Genomic DNA, 19080 nt, shown 5'->3' with positions numbered 1-19080 from the left:
TCTCCCAGTCGGGCGGGATGGACGACGGCGCCCCCGGCGTTGGACCCGGCGTGCACATCCACGAGTCCGTCGTCATCGGCGCGGGGCAGGGGGGCCTGTCGAGCTCCTTCCACCTGCGTCGTCTGGGCATCGAGCACGTCGTCCTCGACGCCAACGACCACGCCGGGGGCGCCTGGCAGCACCGGTGGGACTCGCTGTCCATGGACGACGTCCACGGGGTCGCCGACCTGCCGGATGCGCCCGCACCGGGAGGCTCCGGGGAGCGCGCCAACGAGGTCGTGGCCGAGTGGTTCGACGAGTACGAGCAGACCCACGAGCTTCCCGTCCTGCGCCCGGTGCGCGTCGACACCGTCACCGACGAGGACGGTCTGCTCGTCGTGCACGCCGGGGAGCGCACCTGGGTCACCCGCACGCTCATCAACGCCACTGGCACGTGGACCCACCCCTTCGTCCCGAGCTATCCGGGCCAGCGCGACTTCGCCGGCGAGCAGTGGCACACCGTCGCCTACCCGGGCAGCGAGCACTTCCGCGGTCGGCGGGTCGTCGTCGTCGGGGGCGGCGCTTCGGCCGTGCAGTTCATCGGGGAGATCGCGCCGATCGCCGAGGTGCAGTGGGTGACGCGGCGTGAGCCGGTGTGGAGCGAAGGGCGGTTCTCCGGCCGGGAGGCGATCGAGGCCGTCGAGCGGCGCGTCCGGGAGGGCCGGCCCCCCGCGAGCATCGTCTCGGTGACCGGTCTGCGGCTGCGCCCCCAGGAGCTGGCGGCGGCGCGGACGGGCGTCTACGAGCGGCGTCGGCCGATGTTCGAGCGTCTCGAACGGGACGGGGTGCGGTGGGCCGACGGGAGCTTCGAGAGGGCCGACGCCATCCTCTGGGCCACCGGTTTTCGTCCCGCCGTACGCCACCTCGCGCCCCTTCGCCTGCGCAGTCCCGCGGGCGGGATCGCGCTGCTGCCCGGCACCCGCGACGTCCAGACATCGGTGACCAGCGCGCTGGACCCGCGGGTCCAGCTCGTCGGCTACGGCCCCTCGGCCAGCACCATCGGTGGCAACCGGGCAGGTCGGGCCGCGGCGCTGGCGGTCCGACGTGGGCTCAGTCCCGGGTCGACCCCAGCAGGCGTTCCGCCCGGGCCAGGTCCTCGGGAGTCGTGATCTTCAGGGCCCGCTCGTCACCCTCGACGACGACCACGCCGTGTCCGAGCGCCTCGACGAGCGCGGCGTCGTCGGTGGCGGTGGATCCCGAGGCGTGAGCCGCGGCGAGCACCTCGCGGTCGAACCCCTGCGGGGTCTGCACGGCGCGAAGGGAGGACCGCCGCGGGGTGTCGGTGATCATCCCGCCGGCGTCGACGACCTTGATCGTGTCGACCACGGGCAGCCCGGGGATGGCTCCCTTCGCCCCCAGGGCGAGCGCCGCCAGGACCCGCTCGAAGACCTCCACCGGGGTGAGGCACCGGGCGGCGTCGTGGACGAGGACCACGTCGACGGCCGGGGAGAGCGCGGCAAGACCGGCGGCCACGGAGTCGGTGCGCTCGGCTCCACCCGGGACCACGGTGGTCGTGGCCGGTCCGGACCCGACGAGCGACCGGATGGCCGACTGCGCCTCCGCGACGCGGACCTCCGGGACGACCACCACGACCTCGTCCGGCCCCGAGGCGAGCACACCGCGCACGGCGTGGTGCAGCAGGGTGGCACCCGCGAGCTCGACGAAGGCCTTGGGTCGGTCCGCGCCCAACCGCGTGCCCGACCCGGCGGCCACGACGACGACGCCCACACCGGATGCGGTGTGGGCGTCGATCGGGTGCTGCAGCGAGTGCTGGTTCAGGACGCGAGGACCTCGTCGAGGATGACCTCGGCCTTGTCCTCGTCCGTCTTCTCGGCGAGCGCGAGCTCGGAGACGAGGATCTGGCGCGCCTTGGCGAGCATCCGCTTCTCCCCCGCGGACAGGCCGCGGTCCTTCTCACGGCGCCAGAGGTCGCGCACGACCTCGGAGACCTTGATGACGTCACCGGAGGCCAGCTTCTCGAGGTTGGCCTTGTACCGGCGGGACCAGTTGGTCGGCTCCTCGGCGTGCGGCAGGCGCAGCACCTCGAAGACCCGGTCCAGACCCTCCTTGCCCACGACATCGCGGACACCCACGAGATCGCAGTTCTCGGCGGGCACCTCGATGGTCAGGTCACCCTGGGCCACCTTGAGCTTGAGGTACTGCTTCTCCTCGCCCTTGATCTTTCGGAATTTGATCTCTTCGATCAGAGCAGCCCCATGGTGGGGGTACACGACCGTCTCACCGACCTTGAAAACCATGTGGAGATTTCCCCTTTCGCGACTCCCAGAATATCACGGCGTGTCGTGGGTCGCACAGGCGAGCCTCACCACCAGAATGCCCCCGCGCGTGCGTCGAGGATGGCAGCGGACAGGGGTGTCTCCGACCGCGCGCCTGACGGCCATGCACGCACCTGTGTCCCGACACAGCGGGACACAGGTGCGACCAACGCCGTCAGGTTGGCTCAGCCGAGCCTTTCCGGTGGACAGGGGCGGCCCTTGGACGACGGATCGATGGGGCGGCCCGACTCAGGGCTGAGGGACGAAGCCCAAGGGCCGCTCCATCGATCCGTCGTCCTGGGTCGGGCCACCCCTGTCCACCCGCCGTCGCAATCCCCGTCCGAGGGGCAGCGCTGATCACGTCCGCACCCCCGGTACGATGTGGCGCGTGAAGCAGACTCTCCGCACCCGTGGTCAGGCCCTCGCCGTGGCTGTCGTCCTGGCTGCCGGCGCCGCCGGCTGCTCGGTCAACTCCCCCTTCCAGACGGCCAAGACGCAGTCCATCGCCGACGGTGTCGCCGTCAACGGCCTGGACGGTGCCGAGGTGAACAACATCGCCCTCGTCGGCGGCGAGGCGGGTGGCGAGGCCACCGTCACCGGCGCCGTGGAGAACACCACGAACCAGAAGATCACCTTCACGATCTCCGCTGGCGGGAGCAAGGCCTCGACCACGGTCCCCCCGAACACGCTGATCACCCTCGGGGAGAAGAACCTCACGCTGAAGAAGGTCAAGGACGGCGCCGGGGACATGACCGGCGTCGAGGTGGGCATCGGCGACCAGAGCGTCCCCGTGGACGTGCCGGTCGTCGCCCCGACCGGTTACTACGAGGAGTTCGCGCCGAAGGGCTACACGGCTCCGCCCACCCCGAGCGCGCCGGAGGCCGAGGAGCACTGACGGCCGGTCGGCCTCAGGCCTCGAACTTGTAGCCGAGTCCGCGGACGGTGACGATGTGCACCGGACTGGCGGGGTCGGACTCGACCTTCGCCCTCAGCCGCTTGATGTGCACGTCGAGGGTCTTGGTGTCACCCACGTAGTCGCTGCCCCACACCCGGTCGATGAGCTGGACGCGGGTGAGCACCCGACCGATGTTGCGCAGCAGCATCTCGAGCAGCTCGAACTCCTTGAGCGGTAGCTGGACCTGGGTACCCCTCACGGCGACGACGTGACGGTCGACGTCCATGCGCACCGGCCCGCCCTCGACGGTCGCGGGCACCAACTCCTCCGGCTCGTTGTTGCGACGCAACACCGCCTTGATGCGTGCCAGCAGCTCGCGCGAGCTGTACGGCTTGGTGACGTAGTCATCGGCGCCGATCTCCAGGCCGACGACCTTGTCGATCTCCCCGTCCTTGGCCGTGAGCATGATGACCGGCACGTTCGACCGCTGCCGGATCGCCCGGCAGACGTCGATGCCGGACAGGCCCGGGAGCATGAGGTCGAGCAGGACGAGGTCAGCACCCTCTCCGTCGAAGGCGGTGATGGCGTCAGGACCGTTCTCGGCGACCTCGACGACGTACCCCTCCTTCTCGAGCAGGTACGACAGGGGGTCCGAGAAGGACACCTCGTCCTCGACGACGAGGATGCGTGTCATCAGCGGTTCTCCTTAGTGGTGGTTGACGGCGTGAGTTTCTCATCGAGCGACTCGGCGGCGACGGGAAGGCGGATGGTGAAGGTCGACCCGTGCGTGCCATCGCTCCACACCCGCACGTCGCCACCGTGGTTGGCGCAGATGTGCTTGACGATCGACAGGCCGAGCCCGGTGCCGCCGGTGGCGCGGGAGCGGGCGGCGTCCATGCGGTAGAAGCGCTCGAAGATCCGTGACTGCTCGGCCTCCGGGACACCGGAGCCCTGGTCGGTCACGGCGATCTCGACGGTGCCCTCGTGCAGGCGAGCGCCTACTCCGACGGCGGTACCACCGTCGGAGTAGGCGATGGCATTGCCCACGAGATTGCGCACCGCGGTGATGAGCATGTCCTCGTCGCCGCGCACGTAGAGCTCGTCGGAGACCTTGTCGGTCAGGGTGATCTCCTTCGCCTCCGCCTCGATGCGCACGTGCTCGAGCGCGAGCTGGACGACGTCCTCGACGTCGACGAGCTGCGGGTCCTGCAGCACCGGTGTGCCCTGGAGCCGGGAGAGCTCGACGATCTCCTTGATCAGACTGCCCAGGCGCACCGACTCGCTCTGCATCCGCCGGGCGAAGCGGAAGACGGCCTCGGGGTCGTCCTTGGCGTCCATGACCGCCTCCGCGAGCAGCGAGATCCCTCCGACGGGCGTCTTGAGCTCGTGGCTGACGTTCGCGACGAAGTCGCGGCGGGTCTCCTCGACCCGCCGTCCCTGCGTCTGGTCCTCGACGAGCAGGAGCAGGTGGTTGGCGCCGAGGGGGGCGACCCGCGCGGACACGAAGACCGTGGAGTTCAGCCCCTGGCGGGTCAGCTCCAGCTGGGCCTCGCGGATCACGCCGTCGCGGGCGACCCGCTCGACCATCTCGACGATCTGCGGGTGCACCAGACGCTGGTTGCGCACGAGACCGTAGGTCACCGCAGCCGGGGAGGTGGTGCTCACGTGACCTTCGAGGTCGAGGACCACGCCCGAGGAGCGGAGCACGGCGAGGACGTCCCCGACGCCGCGCGGCACCTCCGGCTCCGACTCGGGCTCGCTCGCCCGCTCACGGTCGCTCATGGTGATCGCGGCCCAGACGAGGAATCCGATGAGCAGGCCGGCTAGGCCACCCAGAATTGCCGCGGTCGTTGGCTCCACGACATCGAGAGTACTTCTCTCGTGAGGCATGCTGGGACCGAGGCACGGTCCTCGGGGGGTGTGCTTCGCGATGTTCATCTGGGCGCCCAGCGACGTTCACGGGACCAGAGTTGAATGCCTCAGATACCGCGTCCGCACGAACTGAAAGAGGATCCATGCGTCAGGCCTTCCACGACGAGCTCGACCAGGTGGCACACGACCTCGTCGACCTCGCCACCCTCGTCGGCTCGGCGATCCACCACTCGACCTCGGCCCTGCTCGAGGCCGACGTCCAGCTCGCCGACCAGGTCATCGAGGCCGACCAGGAGATCGACGACCGGCGCAACCAGCTCGACCTGAAGTCGGTCGACCTCCTGGCGCGCCAGGCGCCGGTCGCCAGCGACCTGCGCACCATCGTCACCTCGATGCGCATGTCCGGCGACCTCGAGCGCATGGGCGACCTCGCCCGCCACGTCGCGAAGGTCGCCCGGCTGCGTTACCCCAAGTGCGCCGTCCCCGACGAGATGCGCGACTCCTTCCTCCACATGGGTCGGGTCGCCGAGGAGATCGTCGCCCGCGTGGCCGACATCATCGTCACGCAGAGCCTCGAGGGTGCCCGTGACATCGAGGAGATCGACGACCAGCTCGACGAGCTCCACCGCTCGATGTTCGCGCTCCTCGCCGAGGGCACCTGGCAGCACGGCAGCACTGCCGCCGTCGACGTCGCGCTCCTCAGCCGTTACTACGAGCGCTTCGGCGACCACGCCGTGACCGTGGCCCGCCGCGTCCGCTTCCTCGTCACCGGCACGCTCGACGGCGTCGAGGAGGACCCCCTCGACGTCGACGACGGGATCTGAGCGCGCAAGGGCAGGCGCAGGGGATCTGAGCGCGCGAGGAAGGGGGTCTGCCCGACTCAAGGACCGAGGAACGAGGTCCAAGGGCAGACCCCCTTCCCTCGCGCGGTCCCGGGCGGTCCCGGGCGGGAGCGGCCGGGAGCGGCCTACTTGCCCTGGTTCGCGACCTTCGCGGCCTCGGCCGCGGCGGCCTCGGGGTCGAGGTACTCGGCGGGCCGGGTGGGCATGAAGTCCTCGCCGAGGTCGTAGACGAGCGGCATGCCGGTGGGGATGTTCAGCTCCGCGATGTCCTCGTCGCTGATGCCGTCGAGGTGCTTGACGAGACCGCGCAGCGAGTTGCCGTGGGCGGTGACGAGCACCGTGCGACCGGCGGCGAGGTCCTCGCGGATCGGCCCCTCCCAGTAGGGCATGAAGCGCTCGATGACGTCCTTGAGGCACTCGGTGCGGGGCACCTCGATGCCCGCGTACCGCGGGTCGTCGGTCTGGGCGAACTCGTCGTCGGGGTCGATCTGCGGCGGAGGGGTGTCGAAGCTGCGGCGCCAGAGCATGAACTGCTCCTCGCCGTACTTCTCGCGGGTCGAGGCCTTGTCGAGCCCCTGGAGGGCGCCGTAGTGGCGCTCGTTGAGGCGCCAGTCGCGGCGCACCGGGATCCAGTGCCGGTCGGCGGCGTCGAGGGCGAGGTTGGCGGTGGTGATGGCCCGGCGCAGGACCGAGGTGTGGACGACGTCGGGCAGGACGCCGGCCTCCTTCATCAGCTGGCCGCCGCGGACGGCCTCCTGTCGGCCCCTGTCGATGAGGTCGACGTCGACCCACCCGGTGAAGAGGTTCTTATCGTTCCAGTCGGAGCGGCCGTGGCGAAGCAGGATCAGAGTCGACATGGGGCAAGCGTAACGACGGGACCAGGTGCTGGCCGATGGGGATGCGGCCCGACTCAGGGAGTGAGGAACGAACGACCAAGGGCCGCGTGCCCGTCGGCCGGCACCGCTGTGTGATGGGGATGCGGCCCGACTCAGGGAGTGAGGAACGAACGACCACGGGTCGCGTGCCCGTCGGCCGGCGCCGCTGTGCTCAGCGCTCGAGGACCGACCGGAAGGCCTCGAGGTTGCGCAGCGACTCACCGCGCGAGACGCGCCAGTCCCACTCCTTCTGCATCGAGCTGCGGAAGCCGAGGAGGAGCAGCTCGTTGAAGGGCTCGTCCGCGGCCTCGAGCAGCACCCCGAGCACCTGGTCGACGAGCTGCGGGGTCACGGCGCGAAGGGGGATCCGTCCCCCGACGTAGACGTCACCGGAGCCGTCGATGGAGTACGCGAGGAGCGGCATGCGCAGGTTGCGCCGCAGCAGGAAGCGGTAGACCTCGGCGTGGTTCTCGTCGGCGTTGCGGATGACGAAGGCCGAGACGGACAGGGCCTGCTCACCCACGACGAGCGAGGCCACGGTCTTGAGCTTCTTCTCCCCCGGCAGGGTGACGACGAGCTCTCCGTCCCTGGTGCCGCTCTCGTGCTCGATCTCGGCCTCGGCGATGACCTCCCGGACGACGTCGAGGGCCTGCTGACGGTCCTTCATCCGGCCACCTCCGCGGGTACCTGTGCTCGTTCGGACACCGCATCAGCGTAGACGTCGAGGAGCTTGTCGACCGTGGCCGACCAGCCGAATCCCTGGGCCCGCTCCCGCGCCCGCTCCCGCAGTCGCGTCGCCTCCTGCGGGTCGTCGAGGAGCCGGCCCAGCTCCTTGGCCCACACCGTCGGGTCGTGGCCGTCGACGAGGACGCCCCCGTCCCCGACGGCCGTGCGCAGTCCGCCGACGTTCGCCGCGACGACGAGCGCTCCGCTGGCCTGCGCCTCCACTGCGACGAGACCGAAGGACTCCGTGTGGGAGGGGACCGCGACGACGTCGGCGGCGCGGTACCAGTCGGCGAGCTCCGCCCGGCCCACGGGCGGCGCGAGGTGGAGCACGTCACCGACGCCGAGCTCCTCCCCGAGATCGCGCAGACGGTCGGGGGCGGCCAGCCCGCGGCCGGAGGCTCCACCGAGCACCGCGACGACGAGCCGCTCCCGCAGCTCCGGCCGCTCCCGGAGGAGCTCGGCGGCGGCGCGGACGAGCACGTCGGGCCCCTTGAGTGGCTGGATCCGACCGACGAAGAGCAGCACGAGCGCGTCCTGGGGCAGGTCGACCCGCGAGCGCGCCTCGTCGCGGTCCCCCGGGACGAAGCGCTCGAGGTCGACCCCGGGCGGCACGACGACGACCTGGTCGGGATCGGCCTCGTAGTACTCCACGAGCTCGTCCGCCTCGGCGTCCGTGTTGGCGATGAGCCGGTCGGCGATGTCGACGACCTGGGCCTCGCCGATCTCGCGTCCCGGTGGTTCGGGGACGTCGTCCGCCGCGAGCTGACGGTTCTTCACCCGGGCCATCGTGTGCATGGTGTGCACGAGCGGGACCTGCCACCGCTCCGCCACGAGCCAGCCCACCTGCCCGGAGAGCCAGTAGTGCGAGTGCGCCAGGTCGTAGTGACCCGGCGGGACCCGGGCGATCTCGCGCATCATCCCCGCCGCGAAGGCGCACAGCTGTCCCGGCAGGTCCTCCTTGACGAGCCCCTCGTAGGGCCCGGCGTCGACGTGCCGCACGAGCACCCCCGGGGACAGCTCGACGGTGTCCGGCAGGTCGGCCGCGGTGCGCCGGGTGAAGATCTCCACCTCGACCCCTCGCTCGGACAGCTGCCGGGCCGACTCGACGACGTAGACGTTGAGACCGCCGGCGTCTCCGGTCCCCGGCTGCGCCAGGGGCGAGGTGTGCACGCTGATCATCGCCACGCGGCGGATCGACTGGCTGCTCACGGGGTCGCCCGTCGGTCGCTCGTCACGTCGCACGGCCCCCAGCCTAGTTCCGACCGGTGACGGCCTACGCTGCCCGGGTGCCCACCCAGCGCCCCGTCGGGACCATCACGCGCGGGACCACCAACGCCAACCGGCTGCGTCGGTGCGACCGCTGGCTGTTGGCGACCCAGCGCGCGGTCCTGACGAAGGGGGCGTCCCCCGTCCTCGTCGACCTCGGCCACGGGGCGAGCGGGGTGACGACGGCCGAGTGGGCCCAGCGGGTGCGCCCGGTACGCCGCGACGCGCAGGTGATCGGTCTCGAGATCGACCCCGCCCGGGTCGAGGGTGCCCAGGCCTGGGCCGGCCCGGGGGTGGACTTCGCGCTCGGGGGCTTCGAGGTCCCGCTCCCGGACGGCGCGCGGGCCCGGGTGGTGCGCGCCTTCAACGTGCTGCGGCAGTACGACGAGAGCCGGGTCCGGGCGCCCTGGCGCGCGATGGCCGCGCGTCTCGACGACCGGGGCATCGTCATCGACGGCACCTGCGACGAGCTCGGGCGGCTCGGCAGCTGGATCACCCTGGGTCCGGAGGGCCCGCGCACCCTGACCCTGTCCTGGCGGCTGCGCGACCTCAGTGCGCAGCGACTCCCTTCGGTCGTCGCGGAGCGGTTGCCCAAGGCACTGATCCACCGCAACGTCCCGGGCGAACCCGTCCACGCCCTGCTCACCCGGCTCGACGACGCGTGGCGACGGGCCCTGCCCTTCGCTGCGTACGGGGCACGACAGCAGGCGGTGGCGGCCTTCGGCGAGGTCGCCGCCGACCGTGCGGTGATCGGTGGGGCGGACCGGTGGCGACTGGGTGAGCTCACCGTGCCGTGGTCGCTCGTCGCACCGCGGTCCGGGCCGCTGGCTCAGCGCTGGTAGTCGTCCCCGAGGCGCACGATGTCGTCCTCGTCGAACTCGCCGTAGGCGATCTCCAGCACCCGTCCGGGGACCTGGGTGGGATTGCCCAGTCGGTGGACCGAGCCCCGCGGGATCCACACCTGCTCGCCCGGCTGCGCGCGCCACGCCTGCTCACCCACGGTGACGTCGAGCGGGCCGTCGAGGACCTGCCAGAGCTCGGCCCGGTGCTCGTGGGTCTGCAGGGACAGCCGCTGACCGGGCTCGACGGTGATGATCTTCACCGTCGTCGCCTCGTTGACGGTGAACTGCTGGAAGCCGCCCCAGGGCCGCTGGGACTGCTGGATCGACCCCCTCGGGTCGGGCACGGTGGTCACGAAAGTCCCCCCTTCGCTCGGTGCTGTCCCGAGCATTGTGCCCTGACTCAGCGCCGCCTGCCCATGATCGAGTCGATGGCCGGACGCACGTCCGCGAGGTAGACGCCGGCGAGGACGATCCCGATGATCGCGAGGATCCCGAAGCCACCGCCCAGGACGGCGAAGCCGAGGAGCGTCGCGATGGCCAGTGCAGCGACCCAGAAGGTCTTGGTCTGCTTGCCGGCCGCGACGAAGGCATCCGGACGTTGACGCACCGCGTGGAGGAGCGCGTAGACCTCGGCGCCGAGGGCGAGGAGCCCCAGGCCGAGGATGATCCATCCTTGGAGCTCACTGATGATCTGCACGCGGCCAGCCTAGGCGGGCACGTCGACGACGAGCGTCACCGGCCCGTCGCCGTGGATGTCCACCGCCATGTCGGCCCCGAATCGCCCGGTCGCCACGGGGATCCCGCGCTCGCGCAGGCCGGCGGCCACGCCCTCGACGAGGGGTTCCGCGACGGCGCCGGGCGCCGCGGCACCCCAGGAGGGACGGCGGCCCTTGCGCACGTCGGCGTGGAGGGTGAACTGGCTGACGACGAGGACCTCCCCGCCGCTGTCGGCCACCGAGGTCTCCCCGGACATGATCCGCAGGTCGGCGATCTTGCGCACGGTCGTCGCGATCTCCTGCGGCCCGTCGTCGTGGGCCACACCGACGAGCGCGACGAGACCGGCACCGATCTCGCCGACGGTCTCGCCGTCGACGCGCACCCGCGCCGAGGTCACGCGCTGCAGGACCGTCCTCACCGGTCGGCCAGGGGCAGCACCTCGACGGCCCCGACGGGGCGGCCGTGGCCGAGCACGGGCTGGTCGGCGAGCTCTCGCAGACCGCTCGTCTCGACGCCGAGGGCGAGCAACGCGTGGGCGAGGAGGCCGCGGCGGGCCCGGGCGAAGGGGGCTCCGTCGCTCACCTTCATCGCGACGCCGCGACCGTCGGCGAGACCGGCCGCGTAGACGGACTCGGCGCCGTCCTTGGCGATGAGGCCAGGGACGGACTCCATGAAGGCGGTGACGTCCCGGCCGCTGCCGCCGACCATGTGCGGTGCGGTGCGCATGGCGGTCGCGACCCGCCCTTCGTCGGTGTCCTCGTCCGCGGCGGCCAGCATCCCGAAGGACGCGGCGAGCCCACTCAGCGGGACCGCGAAGAGCGGCGCTCCGCAGCCGTCGATGGTCGTGTGGGTGACCGGGCCGATCACGTCAGCGGTGGTGCTGCGGATCGCCTGCTGGAGCGGGTGCCCGGGGTCGAGGTAGTCCTGTGTCGACCAGTCGTTGAGGATGCAGGTCACGAGCATGCCGGCGTGCTTGCCGGAGCAGTCCTGGGCCACCGGGGCCGGGCGGTCGCCGGCGGCGAGCCAGCGGGCGTGCTCGAGCTCGCCCAGCGGCAGGGCCGGGGTGTTCTGCAGGGCACCGAGGTCGAGGCCGACGGTGGCGAGGATCTCGCCCACGCCCTCGCGGTGCACCTCCTCGCCGGAGTGGCTCGAGCAGACGAGCGCGAGCAGGTGCGGCGGCAGGTCGAGGCCGTGACGGACCATCGCGAGAGCCTGGAGGGGCTTGAGCGAGGAGCGCGGCAGGACGGGGTCGTCGACGCGCCCGTGACGAAGGGGGGTCCCTCCGGAGGGCTCGGTCGCGACGAGCGTCGCTCGGTGGGCGGACTCGACAAAGCCCCCGCGGGTCACATGGACCAGCACGGGGGCCTCGTCGAGGCTGACGGGGGTGGAAGCCTGGGCGGTCACCCGCCGGAGGCTACCGGGCAGCCGGTGGGACTGTCAGTCGCCGACCTTGTCGGCAGCCTTGTCGGCGGCCTTCGTGGTCTTCGCGGCGGTCTTCTTCGCGGAGGTGGCGGTCGACTTGGTCGCGGTGCGGGTGCGGGTCGCGGCCTTCTTCGTCGTGGTGGAGGTGCCCTTGGCGGCGCTGGCGGTCCGCTTGGCGGAGCCGGCGACGGCCTGGGTGGCCTTGTCGGTGTCGACGTCGACGGAGTCGACGACCGCGTCCGCGGCCTTGGCGGCCTCCTTGCGACCGATGGTCAGCGTGGCCTTGGCCGAGCGCTCGACGTCGGCGACGGCCTTGCGGACCGTGGTGACGACACCCTTGCCCAGCGCGACCGTGGACTCGGCCTGGTCGACGAGGTCCTGGGTCGCCTTCTGCTTGCGCATCCGGGTGACGAGGTCCTCGCCGCGCTTGGCAAGGTCGTTGTAGTAGTTCTGCGCCTCGGTCGGGGCGGCCTTGACGCGGGCCTGGACCTTCTTCGGCTCCAGCTCGGAGCGAAGGGAGGCGATCTGGCCGGTGTAGCCGCGGAAGGTCTCGACGGCGAGGTCGGTGGCTCCGACGGTGGCGTAGGTCTGGTCGGTGACGACCTTCTTGACAGTGGTGGTGACGCTCATGAGTTTCTCCTTGAGGTGCTCTTCGTGGACGAGGACGTGGTCCCCCGCGGGGCGCGGGTCGCCGGGGTGGTCTTCTTCGAGCCCGGCGTCGTCGACGAGCTCTTCTTCGTGGCCGCGGTCTTCTTCGCGGTGGTCTGCTTCGCTGCCGTGGCCGGCGCGGTCGGGGTGGGAGCCGTCGTCTCGGCGGCACCGCCGGTCTCCTTGGCCGCCTTGCGGGCGGCTCGGGACCGGGGCGTCGGCCGGGCCGGCTCCGCGGCGCCCTTCGTGGCGGTCGCGCCGCCGACGAAGGACTCGTAGATGTCGAGCATGGTCTGGCGCTGGCGCGAGGTGAGCGCCGGGTCGGTGCCGATGGCGGCCCGGGTGGTGGCGCCCGCCTCCGCGGCGGCGTCCTTGGGGTCGAGGAGACCCGCCTGGACGTAGAGGGTCTCGGCCGAGATGGACAGCCCCTTGGCGATCTGCTGGAGGATGTCGGCGCTCGGGCGCTTCACCCCGCGCTCGATCTGGGAGAGGTAGGGGTTGGAGACCCCGGCGAGGGCAGACAACTGCCGCACGGACAGCTTCTTGGTCAGGCGCTGCTCTCGCAAGTAGTCACCGAGGCTGTTGCCCAGGTTGCCCGGGAGGGCGTCCAACGGATTCTTCGACATGACCCCAGTGTGCTTGCCTCAGTTAGCAGTTTGCAAGCTGGGGGCAGCACTTGTGACCGAGATCTCGCGCCACCCCGACCAGGCCGGCCCCGCCCTCGTCTCAGCGGGGGACGATCTCGGTCTGGGCGGCGGAGATGGTCGGGGCGACGAGGAGGTCCACCTGCGCGTCGGTGTTGCGCTTGAGGACCGCCAGCGCGATCGGTCCGTCCTCGTGGTGCCGAGCGGCGGACGTGACCCGCCCGACGACCTTGTCCCCGAGGAGGACCTCGGCTCCGGCCTCGGGGAGCGTGTGCCCCGAGCCGTCGAGGTGGAGGAAGGCGATCCGCCGGGGCGGCCGACCGAGGTTGTGGACCCGGGCGACCGTCTCCTGACCGCGGTAGCAGCCCTTGTGCAGGTGCACGGCGGTGCGCAGCCAGTCCACCTCGTGGGCGATCGTGCGGTGATCGGTCTCGGCTCCCAGACGCGGCCGCCAGGCGGCGACGCGCAGGGCCTCGGCGGCCCAGGTCCCGACGAGCTCGCGGTCCCCGACCGCGGCAGTGACCCCGTCGGCCGGGACGATGACCTCGCGCCACCGCCGGTCCCGACCCGGGTGCTCCTCGGCCGGCGGACCGTAGGTCGCCGTGTCACCGACGACCCGGGGCCAGGGGTCGAGCCACGTCGGCGGCTCGCCCTCGACCCCTTCACGGTCGACGCTCTCCCCGAGGACGGCATATCGCTCGGACACGTCCTCGACCTCGACGCGGAGCATGAATCGCATCGAGTCCAACCAGGCCGTCAGGGCCGGCGCCGTGCCCGGCTCGACACTCAGCCAGGTCCGCTCCCCGTCGTCGACGACGTGCAGTGCGTGCTCGACGTGGCCCTTCGGCGTGAGCACGAGCGACTCCACCGAGGTGCGCGGCGGCAGGCCGCTCAGCTGCTGGGAGGTCAACGAGTGCAGCCAGGTCAGCCGGTCGGGTCCGGAGACGGTGACGACGTCGCGGTGGGAGAGGTCGACGACGCCGAGCCCCTCGGCCAGCAGTCGCTGCTCGCGCATCGGGTCGCCGTAGTGGGCAGCGACTCCCGCGTCGATCCCGTCGCCCGGGACGGCGCCCGGGGCCTGTAGCAGTGGTGAGGCGGTCATGCCCCTCCTTCGGTGTCGGTGGCGCACTCGGCGCAGTGGCCGTGGATGGCCATGTGGGTCAGGTCGGCGTCGAAGCCGGTCTCCCCGCGCAAGCGCTCGGTGAAGTCCTCGGCGAAGGCCGGGTCGACCTCGACCACGCGCCCGCACGAGCGGCAGCGCAGGTGCAGGTGGCCGTGGCGGCCGGCCCGGTGGTAGGTCGGCGCACGGTGGTCCAGGTGGGTGTGCTCGACGAGGCCGACCTCCTCGAGGGCATCGAGGGTCCGGTAGATCGTCGACGGGGGCAGCTGTGGCCCTCCGTCGGAGCCCACCAGCGCGACGATGGCATCGGGGGTGAGGTGCGAGCGCCGGGTGAGCGCCGAGAGCACACGGCGGCGCTGCTCGGTCATGCGCAGACCGTGTCGGCGCAACACCTCACCCGGGTCGTCCATGGCCCTAATCTACGGCCCGCCGCTCGTGGGCCCTACTCTGTGGCCATGCTCGAGGAATTCGACGACTCCACCGATGAGTCAACCCACCCGCCGCGGCGCACCCGACGACGGATGGGCCGGGGCCGGCGGATCCTCGTGTCCGTGCTCGCCCTCGTGCTGCTCGTCGTCGTCGGCATCGGCGGCTACGGCTGGTTCCTCAGCAGCAAGGTCGACCGCAACCTCGCCCACGAGAACCTCCTCGGCGAGGCGCGGGACCAGAAGACCTCGAGCCAGGGCGAGAAGCTCGTCGACGACGCCGGGGACAACTACCTGCTCATCGGGTCCGACGCCCGCCCCGGGGACGGGGGCCGCGCCGACGTGATCCAGCTCGTCCACGTGGACGAGGCCAAGGACAACATCTGGATCATCCACTTCCCCCGCGACCTCTACGTGCCGATCCCCGGCCACGGCGAGGACAAGATCAACGCCGCCTACGCCTACGGCAAGTCGCCCCTGCTCGTGCAGACGATCCAGGACCTCGTCGGTGTGAAGATCGACCACGTGGCCCAGACCGACTTCGAGGGCTTCCAGGAGCTCACCGACGCCCTCGGCGGCGTCACCGTCGACAACGCGCAGGCCAGCCCCAAGTACCCCGCGGGAGCCACCGAGCTCGACGGCGACACCGCGCTGGAGTACGTCCGCGAGCGCAAGACGCTCGAGGAGGGCGACATCTCGCGCGGTCAACGGCAGCAGGCCTGGCTCAAGGGCATCATGAGCAAGACCCTCACCCCGGGCGTGCTGCTCAACCCGAGCAAGCTCAACCAGGTCATCGATGCCGGGACCGAGCACACCGTCGTCGACAACGACCTCACGTCCGGGACGATCCGTCGTGAGGCCATCGGCCTGCGCTCGGCCCGTGGCGAGGACATCCACTTCATCACCGCACCCTTCAGCGGATACGGGACGACCTCCGAGGGTGCCTCGATCGACATCCTCGACGAGCAGGGCATGGACGAGCTCAGCGATGCCCTGCGCACCGACGACCTCGAGGGCTACGACGACTCGTCGGGCTGACCCCCGACGGCGGAGGTCACTCCACCCGCTTGAGCTCCGCGGAGAGGTGGCTCGTCATCGGCTGCCCGACGGCCGCCATGTCCATGACCCACATGAGGTTGGAGTTCACGAGGCCGTACATCCGCGTGGCGGCGGTGTACTCCTTGGCCTGGGGGCTGCGGATCACGCCGTCCGTGTGCAGCTCGATCCGGCCCGGCTCGACGGTGCCGTAGTACATCTCCACGTACCCGGTCGGGTGCGTGAGCAGCAGCTCGGCGTGGCCCTCGCCGCCGGGGCGCCAGAAGCCCAGCTCGGTCCCGGCCGGGCGCACCTTCTCGCCCAGCTCGTCGAGGATCCACGTGCGACTCTCCCACCTGAGGTGGGCCCGCTCGTCGTGGCTGACGATGAGCTCCTGACCGAAGTTCGCCGACTCGATCGTCGGGTAGCCGAGGACTCCGGCACCCTCCCAACGGCCGACGAGCCAGGCGAGGGGTGCGATGTCCGGATGGATCGTGGGGTCGAGGGTGAACACCCGCACATCCTAGGCGGCCCACTGCTGCGCGCCATCCGCTCGGGCGGGATGATCGGGCCATGACCGCATCGCGCCTCGTCGTCAAGATCACCCACGGCCCGCAGGAGGAGTCCCTCGAGCGCCTCGCCCAGGGCCTCACGGTCGCTGCCACCGCTGCCGCCTCGGACCTGGAGGTCTCCCTCTGGCTCACCGGGGACGCCACGCTCGTCGCCACGGCCGGAGCGGACCTCCCGTCGCTCGAGCACTCCGCGCCGCTGGCGGACCTCGTCGCGACGGTGCTCCAGGTGGGCACCGTCACCGTGTGCACGCAGTGCGCCCGGCGGCGCGGACTCCGGGCGAGCGACCTCGTCGAGGGGGCCCGGATCGCCGGTGCGGCGTCCTTCGTCGAGGAGACCATGGCCGAGGGGACCCGAGCGCTGGTCTACTGACCGTCCCGCCGCTCAGCTGACGGGCAGGCGCGAGACGAGGTGGAGCAGTGGGCCGACGAGCAGGACCGAGGCCACGCCGGCGGCCACCGCCCCGGGCACACCGTCGATCGCCGGCTGCTGCGACGTCGCCCGGCGAAGGGAGAGCGCCGCCCCGGCCCCGACGACGCCCACGAGCGCGGCCCACGGGGCCGACTCCCCGTCGATGAGCCAGTGGGCGAGGAGCGCGGCGATGCCGCCGACGAGCATCCCCGTCGGGACCATCCACGCCGCGCTGCGGGGGCGCTCGGTCAGCAGGTCGACCAGCGCCGCGACGGCCAGGGCGATCCCGGCGACGACGACCGGGCTGCTTCCGTGCGGCACGGTGCTGGTGAGCACGCCGCCGCAGGCGATGATGACGACCCCGAGGGCGGTACCGGCGAGCCCGCGGGCCAGGTCAGCACGCGCGGAGGCCTGGACGAGCGGGTGGAGGCACATCGCGATGATCCCGACGGCGACCGCCGCCGGGACCTGCTCGAGGAAGGGCTCGGAGTCCTGCGCGAGGAGCGCTCCCCCGAGCGCCAACGCCGTGACGGCGAGGACGGCGGACGACCCCACGGGAGTGGGCGATCGCACGAGCCGCGGCCACCCCACGGCGACGACGAGGCCGCCGAGGACGACCGTGATGACCTCGATCACCCGTTCGCCGCTGGCGGCCGCCCCCGCCAGCGCGAGTGCGGCGACGACGGCTCCGGCGACGACCAGCGGACGGGGCCGAATGGCCGGGGTCGCGGGATCGACGGTGCGCGCCCTCTCGCCTGGTGCGTGGCGGGAGGCCCGGGTCGGCTGCTCGGAGGGGGCTGAAGACGTCACGAGGGGGAGGGTATCGGGCCGCGTGCGCTTATTCTGGGGGGCGATGGCCAGACTCCTGCTGCTGACGAACGACCTGGCGCCCAGCGCCGCGGTCGTCCCGGCGCTGGGGCTGCTCGGCCACACGGTGCGCACGCTCCCCGCCGACGCCTCCGCGCTCCTCGGCGCCCCCGAGGCGGATGTCGTCCTCGTCGACGCCCGCCGCGAGCTGTCCCAGGCCCGCTCGCTGTGCCGGGTCATCCGGGCCACCGGCACCTCCATCGCGGTGATCGCCGTCCTCACCGAGGGCGGGCTCGTCGCGGTCAACGCCGAGTGGGCCGTCGAGGACGTCCTGCTCGACACCGCCGGCCCGGCGGAGGTCGATGCTCGGGTGCGGCTGGCGGTGACGCGCTCCCCCGCACTCGACGAGGAGGACGAGCGGATCATCGCCGGCGAGCTGGTCATCGACGAGCACAGCTACTCCGCCCGTCTCGGTTCCCGGCTGCTCAACCTCACCTACAAGGAGTTCGAGCTGCTGAAGTACCTCGCCCAGCACCCCGGGCGGGTCTTCACCCGCGCCCAGCTCCTCCAGGAGGTCTGGGGCTACGACTACTACGGCGGCACCCGCACGGTCGACGTCCACGTGCGGCGCCTGCGCGCCAAGCTCGGGAGCGAGTACGAGCAGCTCATCGGGACCGTGCGCAATGTCGGCTACCGCTTCGTCCCCTCCCGGGACGAGGGCGGCCAGGACGTCGATGAGACCGTGATGACATGACGACCCAGGTCACTCCCTTCGCCAGCCTGTCCCCCGAGCAGCTCACGACCGTGCGGGCCGCGGCCGAGGCCGCCACCCGCGCCGACGACGTCGCTCCCCTGAGCGAGGCCTTCCTCCTCGCCCTCCCCCGCGACGGCGAGCACCTCCTCGCGGCGGACGAAGGGGGCTTCCTCGGCTACGCGCAGGTGGCGCCGGACGGCTCCGCGGAGCTCTTCGTCGACCCGCCCGCCCGCGCGAAGGGGGTCGGCGCCGCCCTGCTGGGCGCGCTCCTGCAGCGACACCCGCAGAGCCACCCCTGGGCCCACGGGGACCTCCCCGCCTCCCGCGCCCTCGCGGCCCGCCTCGGACTCGGGGTCGTGCGTGAGCTCCTCGTCCTGTCCCGACCCGTCGAGGACGGCGACGAGGTCGATCCCGTCCTGCCGAGCGGGGTGACCCACCGGGCCTTCGAGCCCGGGCGCGACGACGCGGCACTGCTCGCGGTCAACGCGGCCGCCTTCGTCGACCACCCCGAGCAGGGCGACCTCGACCGCGACGGGCTCACCGAGCGGATGGCGCAGCCGTGGTTCGAGGCGCAGGGCCTCATCCTGCTCGAGGACGAGGACCCCGAGCGTCTCGCCGGGTTCCACTGGACGAAGATCGACCCGCCGGACGGCGACATCGGCGAGGTCTACGTCGTCGGCGTGCACCCCGACCTCCACGGCCGGGGCCTCGGCGGTCCGCTGACCCGCCTCGGGCTGGCCCACCTCGCCCGGCGCGGCGTCCGGGAGGTCGAGCTCTACGTCGAGGGCGACAACGACCCGGCGCTGGCCACCTACCGACGGGCCGGCTTCGAGCGCAAGGCAGTCCACGTCATGTATTCACCCGGGGTTCACGGCCACGTGGAAGGATGACGGG

General features: G+C 71.8%; 25 protein-coding genes. 8 read left to right on the top strand and 17 right to left on the bottom strand.

Annotation, left to right across the window (positions count from 1 at the left end):
* Nucleotides 1–17 precede the first annotated feature (17 nt).
* On the top strand, nucleotides 18–1148 hold the full coding sequence (locus ACR9E9_RS04575; RefSeq protein ID WP_435203576.1) for an NAD(P)-binding domain-containing protein: 1131 nt from the start codon (nucleotides 18–20) through the stop codon (nucleotides 1146–1148).
* Here ACR9E9_RS04575 and ispD read toward each other — a convergent pair.
* The gene (gene ispD / locus ACR9E9_RS04570; RefSeq protein WP_435202141.1) at nucleotides 1090–1767 is read right to left on the bottom strand and encodes a 2-C-methyl-D-erythritol 4-phosphate cytidylyltransferase; all 678 of its coding nucleotides are present in this window, start codon (nucleotides 1765–1767) and stop codon (nucleotides 1090–1092) included. The genes ACR9E9_RS04575 and ispD overlap by 59 nt on opposite strands.
* Nucleotides 1768–1814: 47 nt before the next feature.
* The gene (locus tag ACR9E9_RS04565; RefSeq protein WP_435202140.1) at nucleotides 1815–2297 is read right to left on the bottom strand and encodes a CarD family transcriptional regulator; all 483 of its coding nucleotides are present in this window, start codon (nucleotides 2295–2297) and stop codon (nucleotides 1815–1817) included.
* Between the two features lie 406 nt (nucleotides 2298–2703).
* Here ACR9E9_RS04565 and ACR9E9_RS04560 point away from each other — a divergent pair, with 406 nt between their 5' ends.
* Nucleotides 2704–3210, top strand: a complete 507-nt coding sequence (locus ACR9E9_RS04560; protein ID WP_435202138.1) for a hypothetical protein — start codon at nucleotides 2704–2706, stop codon at nucleotides 3208–3210.
* A gap of 13 nt (nucleotides 3211–3223) precedes the next feature.
* Here ACR9E9_RS04560 and ACR9E9_RS04555 read toward each other — a convergent pair whose 3' ends face one another.
* The gene (locus ACR9E9_RS04555; RefSeq protein WP_435202136.1) at nucleotides 3224–3904 is read right to left on the bottom strand and encodes a response regulator; all 681 of its coding nucleotides are present in this window, start codon (nucleotides 3902–3904) and stop codon (nucleotides 3224–3226) included.
* Complete coding sequence (locus tag ACR9E9_RS04550; RefSeq protein WP_435202134.1) at nucleotides 3904–5070, bottom strand: sensor histidine kinase; 1167 nt, start codon at nucleotides 5068–5070, stop codon at nucleotides 3904–3906. Before ACR9E9_RS04550 ends, ACR9E9_RS04555 begins: the two co-directional genes overlap by 1 nt.
* A 155-nt stretch (nucleotides 5071–5225) precedes the next feature.
* Here ACR9E9_RS04550 and phoU point away from each other — a divergent pair, with 155 nt between their 5' ends.
* A complete protein-coding gene (gene phoU / locus ACR9E9_RS04545; protein ID WP_435202132.1) occupies nucleotides 5226–5906 on the top strand; it encodes a phosphate signaling complex protein PhoU in 681 nt (226 codons plus the stop codon).
* A gap of 143 nt (nucleotides 5907–6049) precedes the next feature.
* Here the strand turns inward: phoU and ACR9E9_RS04540 are convergent, their stop codons facing one another.
* The 3 genes from ACR9E9_RS04540 to mshA form a co-directional block, all read right to left on the bottom strand.
* On the bottom strand, nucleotides 6050–6781 hold the full coding sequence (locus ACR9E9_RS04540) for a phosphoglyceromutase (RefSeq protein ID WP_435202130.1): 732 nt from the start codon (nucleotides 6779–6781) through the stop codon (nucleotides 6050–6052).
* A 190-nt stretch (nucleotides 6782–6971) separates the two neighbouring features.
* Entirely contained in the window at nucleotides 6972–7466 is a 495-nt protein-coding gene (locus ACR9E9_RS04535) for a YbjN domain-containing protein (RefSeq protein ID WP_435202128.1), read from the bottom strand.
* A complete protein-coding gene (gene mshA, locus ACR9E9_RS04530) occupies nucleotides 7463–8704 on the bottom strand; it encodes a D-inositol-3-phosphate glycosyltransferase (RefSeq protein WP_435203574.1) in 1242 nt (413 codons plus the stop codon). The genes ACR9E9_RS04535 and mshA overlap by 4 nt, the downstream gene beginning before the upstream one ends.
* 107 nt (nucleotides 8705–8811) lie before the next feature.
* On the opposite strand from mshA, the gene ACR9E9_RS04525 reads away from it, so the two are divergent.
* On the top strand, nucleotides 8812–9633 hold the full coding sequence (locus ACR9E9_RS04525) for a class I SAM-dependent methyltransferase (RefSeq protein WP_435202126.1): 822 nt from the start codon (nucleotides 8812–8814) through the stop codon (nucleotides 9631–9633).
* Here ACR9E9_RS04525 and ACR9E9_RS04520 read toward each other — a convergent pair.
* The 8 genes from ACR9E9_RS04520 to ACR9E9_RS04485 all read right to left on the bottom strand — a co-directional run bounded on the left by ACR9E9_RS04520 (nucleotide 9621) and on the right by ACR9E9_RS04485 (nucleotide 14594).
* Nucleotides 9621–9986, bottom strand: a complete 366-nt coding sequence (locus ACR9E9_RS04520) for a phosphomannose isomerase type II C-terminal cupin domain (RefSeq protein WP_435202124.1) — start codon at nucleotides 9984–9986, stop codon at nucleotides 9621–9623. The genes ACR9E9_RS04525 and ACR9E9_RS04520 overlap by 13 nt on opposite strands.
* A gap of 47 nt (nucleotides 9987–10033) precedes the next feature.
* Nucleotides 10034–10330: a DUF2516 family protein gene (locus ACR9E9_RS04515; RefSeq protein WP_435202122.1), complete on the bottom strand. Its 297-nt coding sequence runs from the start codon at nucleotides 10328–10330 to the stop codon at nucleotides 10034–10036.
* 9 nt (nucleotides 10331–10339) lie between these two features.
* A complete protein-coding gene (gene dtd, locus ACR9E9_RS04510) occupies nucleotides 10340–10768 on the bottom strand; it encodes a D-aminoacyl-tRNA deacylase (RefSeq protein WP_435202120.1) in 429 nt (142 codons plus the stop codon).
* A complete protein-coding gene (locus ACR9E9_RS04505; protein ID WP_435202118.1) occupies nucleotides 10765–11754 on the bottom strand; it encodes an asparaginase in 990 nt (329 codons plus the stop codon). The genes dtd and ACR9E9_RS04505 overlap by 4 nt, the downstream gene beginning before the upstream one ends.
* Before the next feature lie 33 nt (nucleotides 11755–11787).
* Entirely contained in the window at nucleotides 11788–12402 is a 615-nt protein-coding gene (locus ACR9E9_RS04500) for a hypothetical protein (RefSeq protein ID WP_435202116.1), read from the bottom strand.
* The gene (locus tag ACR9E9_RS04495; RefSeq protein WP_435202115.1) at nucleotides 12399–13046 is read right to left on the bottom strand and encodes a helix-turn-helix domain-containing protein; all 648 of its coding nucleotides are present in this window, start codon (nucleotides 13044–13046) and stop codon (nucleotides 12399–12401) included. Before ACR9E9_RS04495 ends, ACR9E9_RS04500 begins: the two co-directional genes overlap by 4 nt.
* Before the next feature lie 100 nt (nucleotides 13047–13146).
* Nucleotides 13147–14166 carry a YgfZ/GcvT domain-containing protein gene (locus ACR9E9_RS04490; RefSeq protein ID WP_435202113.1) on the bottom strand — a complete coding sequence of 340 codons (1020 nt, stop codon included), beginning with the start codon at nucleotides 14164–14166 and terminating at the stop codon, nucleotides 13147–13149.
* Nucleotides 14163–14594 carry a Fur family transcriptional regulator gene (locus tag ACR9E9_RS04485; protein ID WP_435202111.1) on the bottom strand — a complete coding sequence of 144 codons (432 nt, stop codon included), beginning with the start codon at nucleotides 14592–14594 and terminating at the stop codon, nucleotides 14163–14165. The genes ACR9E9_RS04490 and ACR9E9_RS04485 overlap by 4 nt, the downstream gene beginning before the upstream one ends.
* Nucleotides 14595–14639: 45 nt before the next feature.
* Between ACR9E9_RS04485 and ACR9E9_RS04480 the strand changes: the two genes are divergently transcribed.
* Nucleotides 14640–15647 (top strand): LCP family protein, encoded by a 1008-nt coding sequence (locus ACR9E9_RS04480; protein ID WP_435202109.1) that lies wholly within the window; start codon nucleotides 14640–14642, stop codon nucleotides 15645–15647.
* A gap of 16 nt (nucleotides 15648–15663) precedes the next feature.
* Here the strand turns inward: ACR9E9_RS04480 and ACR9E9_RS04475 are convergent, their stop codons facing one another.
* Nucleotides 15664–16158: an FABP family protein gene (locus ACR9E9_RS04475; protein WP_435202107.1), complete on the bottom strand. Its 495-nt coding sequence runs from the start codon at nucleotides 16156–16158 to the stop codon at nucleotides 15664–15666.
* A 59-nt stretch (nucleotides 16159–16217) separates the two neighbouring features.
* On the opposite strand from ACR9E9_RS04475, the gene ACR9E9_RS04470 reads away from it, so the two are divergent.
* A complete protein-coding gene (locus tag ACR9E9_RS04470) occupies nucleotides 16218–16586 on the top strand; it encodes a DsrE family protein (protein WP_435202105.1) in 369 nt (122 codons plus the stop codon).
* Nucleotides 16587–16598: 12 nt separating this feature from the next.
* On the opposite strand, the gene ACR9E9_RS04465 is transcribed toward ACR9E9_RS04470, so the two are convergent.
* Entirely contained in the window at nucleotides 16599–17435 is an 837-nt protein-coding gene (locus ACR9E9_RS04465) for a hypothetical protein (RefSeq protein ID WP_435202103.1), read from the bottom strand.
* A 43-nt stretch (nucleotides 17436–17478) separates the two neighbouring features.
* Between ACR9E9_RS04465 and ACR9E9_RS04460 the strand changes: the two genes are divergently transcribed.
* Together ACR9E9_RS04460 and mshD are read left to right on the top strand one after the other, a co-directional pair.
* Complete coding sequence (locus ACR9E9_RS04460; protein WP_435202101.1) at nucleotides 17479–18186, top strand: winged helix-turn-helix transcriptional regulator; 708 nt, start codon at nucleotides 17479–17481, stop codon at nucleotides 18184–18186.
* The gene (gene mshD / locus ACR9E9_RS04455; protein WP_435202099.1) at nucleotides 18183–19076 is read left to right on the top strand and encodes a mycothiol synthase; all 894 of its coding nucleotides are present in this window, start codon (nucleotides 18183–18185) and stop codon (nucleotides 19074–19076) included. Before ACR9E9_RS04460 ends, mshD begins: the two co-directional genes overlap by 4 nt.
* The last annotated feature ends 4 nt before the right edge of the window (nucleotides 19077–19080 follow it).

It is taken from the genome of Janibacter sp. GS2 (assembly GCF_051200835.1).
In the GTDB taxonomy this organism is placed as follows: Bacteria; Actinomycetota; Actinomycetes; order Actinomycetales; family Dermatophilaceae; genus Janibacter.
This window is presented reverse-complemented; position numbering and strand designations above follow the sequence as displayed.

Bases quoted from the DNA above. Each gene is read 5' to 3' on its own strand.
- ACR9E9_RS04490 (WP_435202113.1), bottom strand. From the start codon at position 14,166: ATGACCGCCTCACCACTGCTACAGGCCCCGGGCGCCGTCCCGGGCGAC.
- ACR9E9_RS04565 (WP_435202140.1), bottom strand. From the start codon at position 2,297: ATGGTTTTCAAGGTCGGTGAGACGGTCGTGTACCCCCACCATGGGGCT.
- phoU (WP_435202132.1), top strand. From the start codon at position 5,226: ATGCGTCAGGCCTTCCACGACGAGCTCGACCAGGTGGCACACGACCTC.
- ACR9E9_RS04485 (WP_435202111.1), bottom strand. From the start codon at position 14,594: ATGGACGACCCGGGTGAGGTGTTGCGCCGACACGGTCTGCGCATGACC.
- ACR9E9_RS04555 (WP_435202136.1), bottom strand. From the start codon at position 3,904: ATGACACGCATCCTCGTCGTCGAGGACGAGGTGTCCTTCTCGGACCCC.
- ACR9E9_RS04470 (WP_435202105.1), top strand. From the start codon at position 16,218: ATGACCGCATCGCGCCTCGTCGTCAAGATCACCCACGGCCCGCAGGAG.
- ACR9E9_RS04460 (WP_435202101.1), top strand. From the start codon at position 17,479: ATGGCCAGACTCCTGCTGCTGACGAACGACCTGGCGCCCAGCGCCGCG.
- ACR9E9_RS04575 (WP_435203576.1), top strand. From the start codon at position 18: ATGGACGACGGCGCCCCCGGCGTTGGACCCGGCGTGCACATCCACGAG.
- mshD (WP_435202099.1), top strand. From the start codon at position 18,183: ATGACGACCCAGGTCACTCCCTTCGCCAGCCTGTCCCCCGAGCAGCTC.
- mshA (WP_435203574.1), bottom strand. From the start codon at position 8,704: ATGATCAGCGTGCACACCTCGCCCCTGGCGCAGCCGGGGACCGGAGAC.
- ACR9E9_RS04495 (WP_435202115.1), bottom strand. From the start codon at position 13,046: ATGTCGAAGAATCCGTTGGACGCCCTCCCGGGCAACCTGGGCAACAGC.
- ACR9E9_RS04540 (WP_435202130.1), bottom strand. From the start codon at position 6,781: ATGTCGACTCTGATCCTGCTTCGCCACGGCCGCTCCGACTGGAACGAT.
- ACR9E9_RS04500 (WP_435202116.1), bottom strand. From the start codon at position 12,402: ATGAGCGTCACCACCACTGTCAAGAAGGTCGTCACCGACCAGACCTAC.
- ACR9E9_RS04480 (WP_435202109.1), top strand. From the start codon at position 14,640: ATGCTCGAGGAATTCGACGACTCCACCGATGAGTCAACCCACCCGCCG.
- ACR9E9_RS04535 (WP_435202128.1), bottom strand. From the start codon at position 7,466: ATGAAGGACCGTCAGCAGGCCCTCGACGTCGTCCGGGAGGTCATCGCC.